Source organism: Azospira sp. MPR-E4 (assembly GCF_058809645.1).
This window is the reverse complement of record NZ_JBXAST010000003.1, coordinates 75434-88027: the sequence shown is the minus strand read 5'-3', so window position 1 is coordinate 88027 and position 12594 is coordinate 75434. Positions and strand designations below refer to the sequence as shown.

General features: G+C 64.8%; 12 protein-coding genes. 3 read left to right on the top strand and 9 right to left on the bottom strand.

What is annotated here, in order from left to right; translation table 11 throughout:
* Positions 1–5: 5 nt before the first annotated feature.
* Together AC1RTA_RS01945 and AC1RTA_RS01940 are read right to left on the bottom strand one after the other, a co-directional pair.
* The gene (locus AC1RTA_RS01945; RefSeq protein ID WP_492783817.1) at positions 6–353 is read right to left on the bottom strand and encodes an arsenate reductase; all 348 of its coding nucleotides are present in this window, start codon (positions 351–353) and stop codon (positions 6–8) included.
* Between the two features lie 27 nt (positions 354–380).
* On the bottom strand, positions 381–2696 hold the full coding sequence (locus AC1RTA_RS01940) for a Tex family protein (protein ID WP_152089188.1): 2316 nt from the start codon (positions 2694–2696) through the stop codon (positions 381–383).
* A 250-nt stretch (positions 2697–2946) separates the two neighbouring features.
* On the opposite strand from AC1RTA_RS01940, the gene AC1RTA_RS01935 reads away from it, so the two are divergent.
* Positions 2947–5616, top strand: a complete 2670-nt coding sequence (locus AC1RTA_RS01935; RefSeq protein ID WP_014237581.1) for a bifunctional diguanylate cyclase/phosphodiesterase — start codon at positions 2947–2949, stop codon at positions 5614–5616.
* 56 nt (positions 5617–5672) lie between these two features.
* The gene (gene fliW / locus AC1RTA_RS01930) at positions 5673–6119 is read left to right on the top strand and encodes a flagellar assembly protein FliW (protein ID WP_492783816.1); all 447 of its coding nucleotides are present in this window, start codon (positions 5673–5675) and stop codon (positions 6117–6119) included.
* A 170-nt stretch (positions 6120–6289) separates the two neighbouring features.
* Here fliW and AC1RTA_RS01925 read toward each other — a convergent pair whose 3' ends face one another.
* Complete coding sequence (locus AC1RTA_RS01925; RefSeq protein ID WP_492783815.1) at positions 6290–6736, bottom strand: RrF2 family transcriptional regulator; 447 nt, start codon at positions 6734–6736, stop codon at positions 6290–6292.
* A 136-nt stretch (positions 6737–6872) separates the two neighbouring features.
* Here AC1RTA_RS01925 and ccoG point away from each other — a divergent pair, with 136 nt between their 5' ends.
* Positions 6873–8279, top strand: coding sequence for a cytochrome c oxidase accessory protein CcoG (ccoG, locus tag AC1RTA_RS01920; RefSeq protein WP_130458522.1), 1407 nt, complete (start codon positions 6873–6875; stop codon positions 8277–8279).
* A 47-nt stretch (positions 8280–8326) separates the two neighbouring features.
* On the opposite strand, the gene AC1RTA_RS01915 is transcribed toward ccoG, so the two are convergent.
* From AC1RTA_RS01915 to AC1RTA_RS01890, 6 genes are all read right to left on the bottom strand, one after another.
* On the bottom strand, positions 8327–8776 hold the full coding sequence (locus AC1RTA_RS01915; RefSeq protein ID WP_207222156.1) for a ribonuclease HI family protein: 450 nt from the start codon (positions 8774–8776) through the stop codon (positions 8327–8329).
* A 1-nt stretch (position 8777) separates the two neighbouring features.
* Entirely contained in the window at positions 8778–9560 is a 783-nt protein-coding gene (locus tag AC1RTA_RS01910) for a hypothetical protein (RefSeq protein ID WP_130458524.1), read from the bottom strand.
* Between the two features lie 8 nt (positions 9561–9568).
* Positions 9569–10654, bottom strand: coding sequence for a TRAP transporter substrate-binding protein (locus AC1RTA_RS01905; protein ID WP_287874722.1), 1086 nt, complete (start codon positions 10652–10654; stop codon positions 9569–9571).
* A gap of 68 nt (positions 10655–10722) precedes the next feature.
* Positions 10723–11367, bottom strand: a complete 645-nt coding sequence (locus AC1RTA_RS01900) for an ankyrin repeat domain-containing protein (protein WP_152089170.1) — start codon at positions 11365–11367, stop codon at positions 10723–10725.
* Between the two features lie 16 nt (positions 11368–11383).
* A complete protein-coding gene (locus AC1RTA_RS01895) occupies positions 11384–12166 on the bottom strand; it encodes a TatD family hydrolase (protein ID WP_492783814.1) in 783 nt (260 codons plus the stop codon).
* A gap of 30 nt (positions 12167–12196) precedes the next feature.
* Entirely contained in the window at positions 12197–12583 is a 387-nt protein-coding gene (locus AC1RTA_RS01890; RefSeq protein ID WP_014237684.1) for a PilZ domain-containing protein, read from the bottom strand.
* Positions 12584–12594: the final 11 nt, after the last annotated feature.

Sequence of the window (12594 nt, the reverse complement as noted above, 5' to 3'; positions counted from 1 at the left end):
AGGCCTTATGACTTGAAGGTTTGGGCGAAGCGTTCCGCATCGAAACCCACGCTGACCTGGTCGCCGTGTTCGATGAGGGGGCGCTTGATCAGGCTCGGATACTCACCCATGAGGGCGATGGCCTTGGCCTCATCCACGTCGGCCCGCTGGGCCTCGCTGAGCTTTTTCCACATCAGGCCCCGGGTGTTGAGCAGGACCTGCCAGCCGGCCTTGCTGCACCACTCGGGCAGCTTGCCCGCCGCCACGCCGGCCTTCTTGTAGTCGATGAATTCGTAGGCGACACCGTTGGCTTCCAGCCAGACGAAGGCCTTCTTCATGGTGTCGCAGTTCTTGATGCCGTATACCTTGAGCATGGCAACTTCCTAATTCAAAACGCCATTTTACCGCTTCAGCTTGGCGAAGGCGGCGGCCATGGCGTTCTGGCCGGCGGGCTGGGCATCTTCCCGCTGGCGGGCCTTGGCGGTCATGGGGGCGCCGGCCGGCTTGCCGCCGCCGGTGCCCTTGCCGAAGGCATCGTCCAGCCGCATGGTGAGGGCGATGCGCTTGCGGGCCATGTCCACTTCCAGCACCTTGACCTTGACGATGTCGCCGGCCTTCACCACCTCGTGGGGGTCCTTGACGAACTTGGTGGACAGGGCAGAAACGTGCACCAGGCCGTCCTGGTGCACGCCGATGTCCACGAAGGCGCCGAAGGCGGCCACGTTGGTGACCACGCCTTCCAGGATCATGCCGGGCTGCAGGTCGCGCATTTCCTCGACGCCGTCCTTGAAGACGGCGGTCTTGAACTCGGGGCGGGGGTCCCGGCCCGGCTTTTCCAGTTCCTTGAGGATGTCCTGCACCGTCGGCAGGCCGAACTTCTCGTCGGTGTATTTGACGGGCTGCAGGCTCTTCACCAGGCGGGCGTCGCCGATCACTTCCTTGATGCCCTTCTTGATGTCGGCCAGGATGCGCTCCACCACCGGATAGGCTTCCGGGTGCACGGCGGAGGCGTCCAGGGGGTTGTCGCTGCTGGGCACCCGCAGAAAGCCGGCGGCCTGCTCGAAGGTCTTGTCGCCCAGGCGGGGTACGTTCTTCAGGGCCAGACGGTTGGGGAAGGGGCCGTGCTGGTCCCGGTAGGCGACGATGTTGGCCGCCAGGGTCTGGTTGAGGCCGGAAATGCGGGCGAGGAGGGGAATGGAGGCGGTGTTCACATCGACGCCGACGGCGTTCACGCAGTCTTCCACCACCCCGTCCAGGGCCCGAGCCAGCTTCGTCTGGGAGACGTCATGCTGGTACTGGCCGACACCGATGGACTTGGGCTCGATTTTCACCAGTTCGGCCAGAGGGTCCTGCAGGCGGCGGGCGATGGAAACGGCGCCGCGCAGGGAGACGTCCAGTTCCGGGAATTCCCGGGCTGCGAATTCGGAGGCGGAATAGACCGAGGCGCCGGCTTCGGACACCACTACCTTGGCCAGGGCCATGTGGGGCGAGGCGATGCGGATCAGGTCGGCGGCCAGCTTGTCCGTTTCCCGGGAAGCGGTGCCGTTGCCGATGGCGATCAGGTTCACATTGTGTTTCTGGGCCAGCACGGCCAGGGTGTGCAGGGAGCCTTCCCAGTCGCGTCGGGGCTCGTGGGGATAGATGGTGGCGGTGTCCAGCAGCTTGCCGGTCTGGTCCACCACGGCCACCTTGACCCCGGTGCGCAGGCCCGGATCCAGGCCCATGGTGGCTTTCTGGCCGGCCGGGGCCGCCAGCAGGAGGTCCTTCAGGTTGCGGCCGAAGACGCGGATGGCTTCTTCCTCGGCCTTTTCCCGCAACACGGTCATCAGTTCGGTTTCCAGGTGCAGGGCCATTTTCACCCGCCAGGCCCAGCGCACCGTGTCGGCCAGCCACTTGTCGGCGGGACGGCCCTGGTCCTTGATGCCGAAGCGCTTGGCGATGCGCAGTTCGCAGGGATTGGGGCCGAGGGGCTTGTTCTCCTCGTCCAGTTCGGAATCGAGCACCAGGGCCAGGGAAATGGCGCCCTCGTTGCGGCCGCGGAAGAGGGCCAGGGCCCGGTGGGAGGGAATGTCGCTGATGGCTTCCGAGTATTCGAAATAGTCGCGGAACTTGGCGCCGGCTTCTTCCTGGCCGGCGATCAGGGTGGATTTGAGAATGCCGTGTTCGTCCAGGTAGGTGCGCAGGCTGCCCAGCAGCTCCGCGTCCTCGGCGAACTGCTCCATGAGGATCTGGCGGGCGCCGTCCAGCACGGCCTTGGTGTCGGCGAAGCCGGCTTCGGCGTTGAAGTATTTTTCCGCCTCGCTTTCCGGCACCAGGGTCGGATCGGCCAGCAGGGCGTCGGCCAGGGGCTGCAGGCCTGCTTCCCGGGCGATCTGGGCCTTGGTGCGGCGCTTCTGCTTGTAGGGCAGGTAGAGGTCTTCCAGGCGCTGCTTGGTGTCCGCCATGTCCACGGCGGCCTTCAGCTCGGGGGTCAGCTTGCCCTGTTCGTCGATGCTGGCGAGGACGGCGGCGCGGCGGTCTTCCAGTTCCCGCAGATAGGTCAGGCGCTCTTCCAGGTTGCGCAGCTGGGTGTCGTCCAGGCCGCCGGTGACTTCCTTCCGGTAGCGGGCGATGAAGGGCACGGTGGCGCCTTCGTCCAGCAGGGCCACGGCGGCCATGACCTGTTGCGGGCGGGCGCCCAGTTCCTCGGCGATGCGATGTTCGATGGGAGGCAGCATGAGACTCGGGGGAAAGGGGAAAAAGAGGGCGAACTATGCACCAAAGCCGCCGCATAAGACAAGGCAGCGGGGCCCGCTCGGGGATATGGCATATAAGTGCCGGCGCAACTGAGGTAAGATGACACTTTTCCCGTTCTGTCGGGCTGAGAATGAATGCTGGCGCGGTTTTTCAGCGACAGCCCCGATTCATCCTTGCCTGGCGGGACTTGGCGGCTGCCATGCCCCGGAACCCAACGCCGAGACACCCTTTTTGACCAAGCAAAACGGCATTTCCTCGCGACAGTTCGTCTATGTCGTCATCGCCTTGCTGGCCTTGGCGGGCTTTTGCGCCTTGCTGGGTCTGGAACTGAACCATTCCTACGACACGGAAATGGCCTTCGCCCGGCGCAATGTGGAAAACCTGGCGGACAGCCTGGAAGGCCGCACCCGGGGCGCTGTGGAGAAGATCGACCTGGTGCTGCTGGAAGTCCAGTATTCCATGCAGCAGCGCCTGGCCAAGGGCCCCGTTTCGCCCCAGGCCGTCAATGCGGAACTGGCCCGACTGCTCTCCCGCATTCCCGAGTCCCAGAGCCTGCGGGTGGCCGATGCCACCGGCACCTTCCGCTACGACGCCAGCGGCAAGATCTCCAGCCAGAGCATCGGCGACCGGGCCTATTTCCAGCGCAACAAGAACGATCCCAAGGCGGGCCTGGTCTTTTCCGAGCCGATTTTCGCCCGCATCACCCAGAACTGGGTCATCACCCTCAGCCGCAGCCTGCGGGACAAGGACGGGCGCTTCCTCGGCCTGGTCCAGGCCGCCGTCAATGCGGACAGCCTGCAGCAGCACTTCCAGACCCTGAACGTGGGGGAGGGTGGCGTGGTGGCCCTGTACGACGCCGAACTGCGCCTCATCGCCCGCACCCCGCCCCTGCCCAACCGGCTGGGCAAGAGCATCCTCAACACGGAAATCAGCGACAACATCCGCAGCCGGGAGAAGGGGGCCTTCGAGGCCCTCTCGCATCAGGACGGCATTCGCCGCGTGTTCGGCTTCCGGCGCCTGGAAAACCTGCCCTTCGTGGTTTTCGTCGGCCTCTCCCGGGACGAGGTGCTGTCCGAGTGGTATCGCAAGCTCACCTATTACGGCGCCACTGCCGTGGTGCTGGCCCTGGCCCTGCTGGGCCTGATCCTGGTGTGGCAGCGCAGTTACGTGCGGGCGGTGTCCATGGCCCACACCATGACCAATGCCTACGACGAAAGCTCCTCCCGCATCCGGGCCCTGCTGGACAGCATTCCCGACCTGGCCTGGATCAAGGACAACGCCTTCCGCTTCCACGCCGTCAACGAGGCCTACGCCCGCATGTGCGGCAAGCCGGCTGAGGAAATCGTCGGCAAGACCGTGTTCCAGGTCTGGCCCGAAGCCCTGGCGCGGACCTTCCAGAATCACGACGAAGCCGTGCTGGCCAGCGGCAAGCCGGGCCACTTCGAAGTCCTGGTAACCAATGGGGAAGGGCAGCCGCGTACCCTGGACTACATCCGGGTGCCGGTGCACAACGAGGAGGGCGAGGTCGTCGGCATGGCCGGCATCGCCCGGGACATCACGGAGCGCAAGGAAGCCGAAGCCCGCATCCGCCATCTGGCGGAGCACGACGCCCTGACCGACCTGCCCAACCGCAGCCTGCTCAGTTCCCGCATGGCCGATGCCATCAACCGCTCGGTCGGCAGCCAGGCGCCCATGGCCCTGCTGCTCCTGGATCTGGATCATTTCAAGAACATCAACGACTCCCTCGGCCACGAGGTCGGCGACAAGCTGCTCCAACTGGCGGCGGAGCGCCTGCGCCACACCCTGGACGCGGCGGACACCCTGAGCCGTTCCGGCGGCGACGAATTCGCCATCCTCCTCACCGAATGCAGCGGTGCCCCCATGATCGGGCGCATCGCCCAGCGCCTGCTGGAAACCATGGCCCAGCCTTTCAATGTGGACGGGCACGAACTGGTGCTGTCAGCCTCAGTCGGCATCAGCATGTATCCCCACGACGGCACCGACCTCGGCGCCCTGCTGAAGAACGCCGATGCCGCCATGTATTCGGCCAAGGCTGCCGGTCGCAATACCTACCAGTTCTTCACGCCGGAAATGAACGCTAGGGTATTCGAACGCCTGTCCCTGGAAAACAGCCTGCGCAAGGCCCTGCCGCGCCAGGAACTGATGCTCTACTACCAGCCCCAATACCGGGTCGGCGGCGGCGATCCCATCGGTTTCGAGGCCCTCTTGCGCTGGCGTCATCCCGAACTGGGCCTGGTGCCGCCGGCCCGCTTCATTCCCATCGCCGAGGAAACCAACCTGATCCTGCCCATCGGCGAATGGGTCCTGGCCGAGGCCTGCCGGCAGCAGATGGCCTGGCAGAGGGCAGGGCAGCCGGCCACCACGGTGGCAGTGAATCTTTCCCCGGTGCAGTTCCGGCAGCGCAATCTGGTCTCCCTGGTGCAGCGGGTGCTGGCCGAAACGGGCCTGCCGGCCGCCCAGCTGGAGCTGGAAATCACCGAAAGCCTGCTCATGGACGACACCGAACGGGCCGTCGAGGTGCTGCACGAGCTGAAGTCCCTGGGCATCCGCCTGTCCCTGGACGATTTCGGCACCGGCTATTCCAGCCTCAGCTACCTGAAGCGTTTCCCCCTGGACAAGATCAAGATCGACCAGTCCTTCGTGCGCGACATGATCAAGGATTCGGGCGACGCCGCCATCATCCAGGCCATCATCGCCATTGCCGCCAAGCTGGAACTGGGCGTCATTGCCGAAGGGGTGGAAAACCAATCCCAGCTGGACTACCTGGCCCTGCACCAGTGCGGCGAAGTCCAGGGTTATCTGTTCAGCCCGCCGGTACCGGCCGCCGAGGTTTGCCGCTTCTTCAATTCGGCCACCCGGGCCCCGGCGCCAATGGCATAATCGGCCAAGACTATCGCCAATCCCGCCAACCAAAACGATTCTGAGAGGAGCTCGCCATGCAAGTAAAAACCCATCTGTTCGGCACTATTGAAGTTGACCCTAATACCGTTATTTCTTTCCCCGCAGGACTGACCGGTTTTGCTGGGGATACCAGATTCAAGCTAATTCATGAGAGTACCGAAGGGGAGCCAGTCAGTTTCACTCTGCAATCTTTAGATAATCCTGCTGTTGCATTCCAAATCATTGATCCTAGTGCCATCGGTTTTCAGTATGAACTGGAACTAAGCGATGACGAGTGTCGCACGTTGCAGGCAGATAAGCCTGAAGACGTGGCAGTAATGCTGCTCCTGTTTAAGCAAGAGGGCGAGAACCAGATCAACGCCAATGTGCGAGCTCCGTTGCTGATCAATGTTAAAACTCGTCTGGGATTGCAGAAATCCATTGGCAGCAACGCACGACCGCGCATCACCATGAGCAATCTGAGTTCTGCCATCAGCAAGTAAGAAAATGGGGGGACTCGAGTGCGCCCCCCACTTTTCAAAGCGCGCATCATATTTAACATAATACAAATTATGCGAGTTATAGGTTAAGCGGAATGAAGTGACATCGGCGTTCTTTCCCGGTGCCGCCACCGATCTGCTGATACAGCTCCAACTGCGGCATCGGCATCTCCTCAGACCGCAACCTGACTGTCGCAGCCGATCAATGCTTCCAGAGCCTGGGGTTGCTGCAGCAAATCGGCGAGGGTGTAGCTGTCCAGGACCAGGAACATCCCCGCCAGGGCTTCGGCCAGCACGGCCTTGAGGCGGCAGGCTGGCTGGATGCGGCAGTCCGAGTCGCTGCCGAAGCATTCCACCAGGCTGATGTCGCCTTCCGTATGGCGGATCACCCGCCCCAGGACGATCTGCTCGGGAGCCAGGCCCAGCCGCATGCCGCCGCCTTTGCCCCGTACCGTTTCCAGATAGCCGGCCTTGCCCAGTTGGTGCACCACCTTCATCAGGTGCCCGCGGGAGATGCCGAAGGCGGCCGTGATTTCGGCCACGGTGGCCAGGCGTTCGGGGTGCAGGCCCAGGTAGATGAGCACCCGCAGGCTGTAATCGGAGAAGGTACTGAGCTTCATGACTGTTCACACCGTAAAGATATATTTGTTGTATTGATTTAGGTTGATGCGCCTGTTACATTAAAGATATACGAAATTTCAATCTTTTTGGTGACGGACGCTTTTCTCCAACCGCCCATGTCCATGCGTTTTCCCCATGTCCCAGCCTCCCAAAGCGCCCAAAGTCATCCCGATTCAACCGATGTTCCAGTCCGACGCGAAGGTGTATCCGCGCTCCATCTCGGGCTGGTTCGCCAACTGGCGCTGGGCCCTGGTGTGGCTGACCCAGGCGGTCTATTTCGGCCTCTGCTGGCTGCCCTGGAACGGCCGTCCGGCGGTGCAGTTCGATCTTGATGCCCGCCGTTTCTACATTTTCGACCTGGTGTTGTGGCCCCAGGACACCATCTACCTGGCCATCCTGCTGGTCCTCTCCGCCCTCGCCCTGTTCCTCTTCACCACCCTGGCCGGCCGCCTGTGGTGCGGCTACAGCTGTCCCCAGACCGTCTATACGGAAATTTTCCTGTGGATCGAAAAGGTGATCGAGGGTGACCGGCCCAAGCGCATGAAGCTGGACGCAGCGCCCTGGGATGCCCGCAAGGTGGGTATCAAGACGGCCAAGCATGGCGCCTGGCTGGCCTTTTCCTTCTGGACCGGCATCACCTTCGTCGGCTATTTCGTCCCCATCCGGGAACTGGTGGCGGACCTGTGGCAGCTGCGGCCAACCCTCAACGAGGCTTTCTGGGTCGCCTTCTATGGCTTTGCCACCTACGGCAATGCCGGCTTCCTGCGGGAGCAGATGTGCAAGTACATCTGCCCCTACGCCCGCTTCCAGTTTGTCATGTTCGATCCGGACACCCTGATCATCACCTACGACGCCGAGCGGGGCGATCCCCGGGGCACCCGCAAGAAAGGCGCCGATGCCAAGGAAAAGGGCCTGGGCGATTGCGTCGATTGCGGCATCTGCGTCCAGGTGTGCCCCACCGGCATCGACATCCGGGACGGCCTGCAGAACGAATGCATCGGCTGCGCCGCCTGCATCGATGCCTGCGACCAGGTGATGGACAAGATGGAATACCCCCGGGGCCTGATCCGCTATTCCACGGAAAACGCCGTCAAGCAGCACTTCGGCCGCAGCGAGATCATCCGCCGCGCCCTGCGTCCGCGCACCATCGTCTATGCCTCGGTGTTCTTCCTCCTGACCGGGGCCACGGCCTGGTCCCTGGCCACCCGGGTGCCCCTCAAGGTGGACGTGCTGCGGGACCGCAGCACCCTGGCCCGGGAGGCGGACGACGGCAGCATCGAAAACAACTACCAGCTGCAGCTGGTCAATGCCAGCGAGCAGCCTCGGCGCTATACCGTGCAGGTGGCTGGCCTCGAGGGCATTCGCCTCAGCCAGCCGGCCCAGGTGTCCCTGGCAGCGGCGTCCACCGGCACTTTGACGCTGCAAATCCGGGTGGATGCGGGGAGCGCGGACAAGGGCGCCCATCCCATCACCCTGACGGTGCAGGACGAGGCTGACGCCACCATCCGGGTGACGGAAAAAACCAAATTCTGGATGCCCTGAAGATCGGCCAGGGGCGGTCTTCTCCGCCCTGCCCCGGCCAGGATGGCCTAACGGCGGCGTCTGCTGATGGGGCGTTGCACCGGTTCCGTCGTCAGCCCCAGGGCCTGACGGGATAGACGATCGGCCTCGCCGTTGCGGTGCCGCGGCACCCAGAGAAACTGCACCGCCTCGAAACGGGCCGCCTTGGCCAGCACGGTCTGCAACAGTTCGGCCAGATGGGGCACCGCGGTATGGGCCTGTCCCTGCAGGTGGCGTACCGCAAAATCGCTGTCACCACGCACCGTCAGGCGCCGCGCCCCCGCAGCCCAGGCCAGATCCAGCACCTCGGCCAGGGCCAGCAGTTCCGCCTCGTTATTGCAGCCCAGCTGCCCCGGGCGCAGGGAAAGCTCCTGCCGGACACCGCCGGGCGACAGCAGCAGGCCGCCCAGGCCGATGCGTCCCGGATTGGGGGCTGCCGCGCCGTCGAACCAGGCCTGCCAGCCCTCCCCTGCCTCCACCCTAATGCACCGTGCCCTGGGCCCGGTTGGTCTGCTGCCATTCCAGCACCGTGCGGGCCGCATTGCCCATCACCTGGGAACGCAGTTCCCCCGGCAACTGCTTGGCCAGGGCGCCGAATAGCTCCTGGGTCATTTCCTGGCCCAGGCCTTCCGCCGCCAGGGCGTGGGCCAGGCAGCGGATCTGGATGTCGGCCAGGGTGTTGGCCAGGATCATCCAGCCGTGCTGCGGCATGGCCTGGGGCAAGGCCAGCATCATGCCGCCCAGCTGCTGCAGGAGTTGCAGGGCTTCACCCCGGTTTTCCGTGGCGATCATGGTGTGCCAGAGGGCCATGTGGATGGCCTGGCGCAGGTCGGACTTGAAGCTGAAGGCTGCCGTTTCCTCGTTCACCAGGCGCTCGAAGAAGGCCTGGTAGCCTTCGCTCTCCCCGGCCCCGTCCAGGCCGGCGCGCAGGCCGGCCACCATGGCCGAGAGGCCGGTCATGGCGCTGGGACCGTAGACCTGGGCATAGGCCAGGCCCCACTGATCCAGGCCGCTGAGCAGCATGGCCTGGCGCAGGTGGCGACCGGCATGGTGGTCGCCCGCCTCCCCTTCCCGCTTGTCGTTGGCCCAGCCCATGAGGCGCTGGACGATCTGGGCGATGATCTGGGGCCGCTCTTCCCCCTTGCCCTCCAGGGTCTGGCGGAAAGCCAGGGCAAAGGCCTCCTGGGCCAGGCGGGCGGCTTCCCGTTGCAGGGCGTGGGGCGCCAGGTCGGCGACGGGGTCGTTCAGGGTCTGTTCTTCCATGGGGACTCTTATTTCTGCAGGTTCTGCGAATACATGAAGTTTTCGATGCCGGTTTCGCCGATGCGGAACCAGGCCTGTTGCTGGCTGCGGAAACGCTGCCAGTCGTTATAGATCTTGCGGAACACCGGATTGCGCTCGGCCTCCTCGTCGTAGAAGGCAAAGGCGGCCTTGTAGGCAGCCTTCATCACGTCATCCGGAAAACGGCGCAGCTTGACGCCCTGGGCCAGCAGGCGCGTCAGGGCCGGCGGATTCTTGGCGTCGTATTCGGCGGTGGTGAGCAGATGGGCTTCTGCCGCCGCCACCTCGAAGGCCTGCTGGTAGGCCTTGGGCAGCTTTTCCCATTCCCGGGCATTGACCAGGAAACTCAGCTGGGCACTGGGTTCCCACCAGCCCGGATGGTAGTAGTAGCGGGCCACCTTGAAGAAGCCCAGCTTCTCGTCATCGTAGGGGCCGGACCATTCGGCAGCGTCGATGGCGCCCTTTTCCAGGGCCGGATAGACATCGGCCCCGGGAATGGTCTGTGGCACCGCCCCCAGGCGCGCCATGATTTCCCCGCCCAGGCCTGGAATGCGCATCTTCAGGCCCTTGAGGTCGGCCAGGCCCTGCAGTTCCTTGCGGAACCAGCCCCCCATCTGGGCGCCGGTGTTGCCGCCGGGGAAGTTGATGACGCCGTAGTCCCGGTACAGCTCCCGCAGCAGGGTCAGGCCGTTGCCGAAATGCATCCAGGCCGTCTGCTGGCGGGTGGTGAGGCCGAAGGGCAGGACGCTGTCGAAGGCGAATGCCCGGTTCTTGCCGACGTAGAAGGAGCCCAGGGTGTGGCCGCACTCCACGGTGCCCTGCTGCACCGCATCCAGGGTCTGCAGACCGGGGACGATTTCGCCCGCGGCGAAGGGGCGGATCTGGAAGCGTCCCTCGGTCAGGGCCGCCACCCGGTTGGCCAGCACTTCGCTGGCGCCGTAGAGGGTATCCAGGCTCTTCGGATAGCTGGAGGCCAGGCGCCAGCGCACCACCGGCTGGCCGTCGGCCGCCCGGGCCGTAGCCGCGCCCAGGGCCGCCGAAGCGCCGGCGCCGAGCAGGAAGTCACGTCGTTGCATGGCAGTGTTCCTCCCGAAACCAGGTTACTGCAGGAAAAATCGGGAGCGGCCGAAACCCGCGTTCCCGCTTACTCCAGGACGGCGCCGGCCTGGCGCAGCAGGTCGGCGATTTCCGTATTGTTGGCGGCCACGGCCCACTTCAGGGCGGTGCCGCCGGCCTCGTTGATCTTGTCCACATCCGGCTTGTGCTTGAGCAGCAGGCGCACCGCTTCGATATGGGCATTGCGGGCCGCCACCATGAGGGCGGTGGTGCCGTTGTCGCTGGTGCCGTTGATGTCGGCGCCGTGGGCCAGCAGGTATTCCATCACCTCCAGCTGGTTGTTGAAGGCCGCATAGGCCAGGGGCGGCCAGCCTTCGCTGCGGTTCACCGGGGCGCCGCCGGCCAGGAGCAGCTTCACCACCGGCAGATGGCCGCGGAAGCTGGCCAGCAGCAGGGCGTCGTCGCCGAAACGATTGCGGGCAGTGACCTTGGCCCGGCGCAGGATCAGCTGGTCCACCAGCTCCGCATTGCCGTTGCGGGCCGCCAGCATGAGCAGGGTGCTGCCTTCGGCATCGGCGGTATTGGGATCGATGCCCCGCTCCAGCAGGGCCACCGCCTCCTCCGTGTGGTTTTCCAGCACGGCCTTGAGGGTGTCGTCGTAAATGCCGGCCAGGGCCGGCTGGGCAAGGGGGAAAGCCAGGGAGAGCAGCAGGGCTGCCAGGAGCTTGCGCATGGTGGTTCCTCGAGGGTCAGGCGGCCAGGGCGGTGCCGGCGGCAGGGAAACAGCGGAAGAAATTGGCGGTGGTGGCGGCGGCCACCTCCTGCAGGGTGAGACCGCGCAGGGTGGCGATTTCCTCGGCCACGTGGCGCACGTAGGCCGGTTCGTTGGTCTTGCCCCGGAAGGGCGTGGGCGCCAGGTAGGGTGAGTCGGTCTCCACCAGGATGCGCTCCAGGGGCACCTTGGCGGCCACTTCCTTGACCACCTTGGCGTTCTTGAAGGTGACGATGCCGGAGAAGGAAATGTAGAAGCCCAGGTCCAGGACCTGTTTGGCCACTTCCCAGTCCTCGGTGAAGCAGTGCATGACTCCGCCCACCGCTCCGGCCCCCTCCTCCGCCATGAGGCGGATGGTGTCGGCGGCCGAGTCCCGGGTATGGATCACCAGGGGCTTGCCGCAGGCCTTGGCGGCGGCGATGTGGGTGCGGAAGCGCTGCCGCTGCCACTCCGGCTTGTCCTTGTGCCAGTAGTAATCCAGCCCGGTTTCGCCGATGGCGACGACCCGAGGATGGGCGGCCAGGGCCACCAGCTGCTCCACCGTGGGCTCGGCCCCTTCCGTGTGTTCTGGATGGACACCGACGCTGGCCAGCAACTGGGGATGGGCCTCGGCCAGGGCCAGGACCCGGGGAAAGTCCTCCAGATTGACGCCGATGCAGACGGCGGCCTGGACCTGGTTGGCTGCCATCTTGGCCAGGATTTCCGGCAGCCGGGCGGCCAGGTCGGGAAAGTCCAGGTGGCAGTGGGAATCGACAAGCATGGTTTCTCTACGCGGGGCCGCCAGGGGCCCTCAGATGGTATGGGTGGCGCGGCTGGACTGGAGCAGGCCGCCGAGCAGGCCTTCGATCTTGCGTCGTGCCTCGATGCCGCTCTCGTCGTTGTTGAAATGGATGCCGATGCCCTGGGCCTTGCTGTTCTGGGCCCCGGCCGGGGTCACCCAGACCACGGTGCCGGCGATGGGCAGCTTGGTCGGGTCCTCCATCAGGGAGAGCAGCATGAAAACTTCGTCACCCAGGGTGTAGCGACGGTTGGTGGGGATGAAGATGCCGCCGTTTTTCAGGTGGGGCATGTAGGCGGCGTAAAGGGCCGACTTGGAATTGATGTTGAGGGAGAGAACGCTGGGGCGGGCTCCGGCGGCGGCAGGAGCGGCAGAACTTGCGGCATTGGTGTCCGACATGGGGTCCTCGC

What these genes read in the sequence shown, in the direction of transcription:
- AC1RTA_RS01945 (WP_492783817.1), bottom strand. Translation starts at nt 353, where the DNA reads ATGCTCAAGGTATACGGCATCAAGAACTGCGACACCATGAAGAAGGCC.
- ccoG (WP_130458522.1), top strand. Translation starts at nt 6,873, where the DNA reads ATGTCCCAGCCTCCCAAAGCGCCCAAAGTCATCCCGATTCAACCGATG.
- AC1RTA_RS01940 (WP_152089188.1), bottom strand. Translation starts at nt 2,696, where the DNA reads ATGCTGCCTCCCATCGAACATCGCATCGCCGAGGAACTGGGCGCCCGC.
- AC1RTA_RS01905 (WP_287874722.1), bottom strand. Translation starts at nt 10,654, where the DNA reads ATGCAACGACGTGACTTCCTGCTCGGCGCCGGCGCTTCGGCGGCCCTG.
- AC1RTA_RS01910 (WP_130458524.1), bottom strand. Translation starts at nt 9,560, where the DNA reads ATGGAAGAACAGACCCTGAACGACCCCGTCGCCGACCTGGCGCCCCAC.
- AC1RTA_RS01895 (WP_492783814.1), bottom strand. Translation starts at nt 12,166, where the DNA reads ATGCTTGTCGATTCCCACTGCCACCTGGACTTTCCCGACCTGGCCGCC.
- fliW (WP_492783816.1), top strand. Translation starts at nt 5,673, where the DNA reads ATGCAAGTAAAAACCCATCTGTTCGGCACTATTGAAGTTGACCCTAAT.
- AC1RTA_RS01890 (WP_014237684.1), bottom strand. Translation starts at nt 12,583, where the DNA reads ATGTCGGACACCAATGCCGCAAGTTCTGCCGCTCCTGCCGCCGCCGGA.
- AC1RTA_RS01925 (WP_492783815.1), bottom strand. Translation starts at nt 6,736, where the DNA reads ATGAAGCTCAGTACCTTCTCCGATTACAGCCTGCGGGTGCTCATCTAC.
- AC1RTA_RS01900 (WP_152089170.1), bottom strand. Translation starts at nt 11,367, where the DNA reads ATGCGCAAGCTCCTGGCAGCCCTGCTGCTCTCCCTGGCTTTCCCCCTT.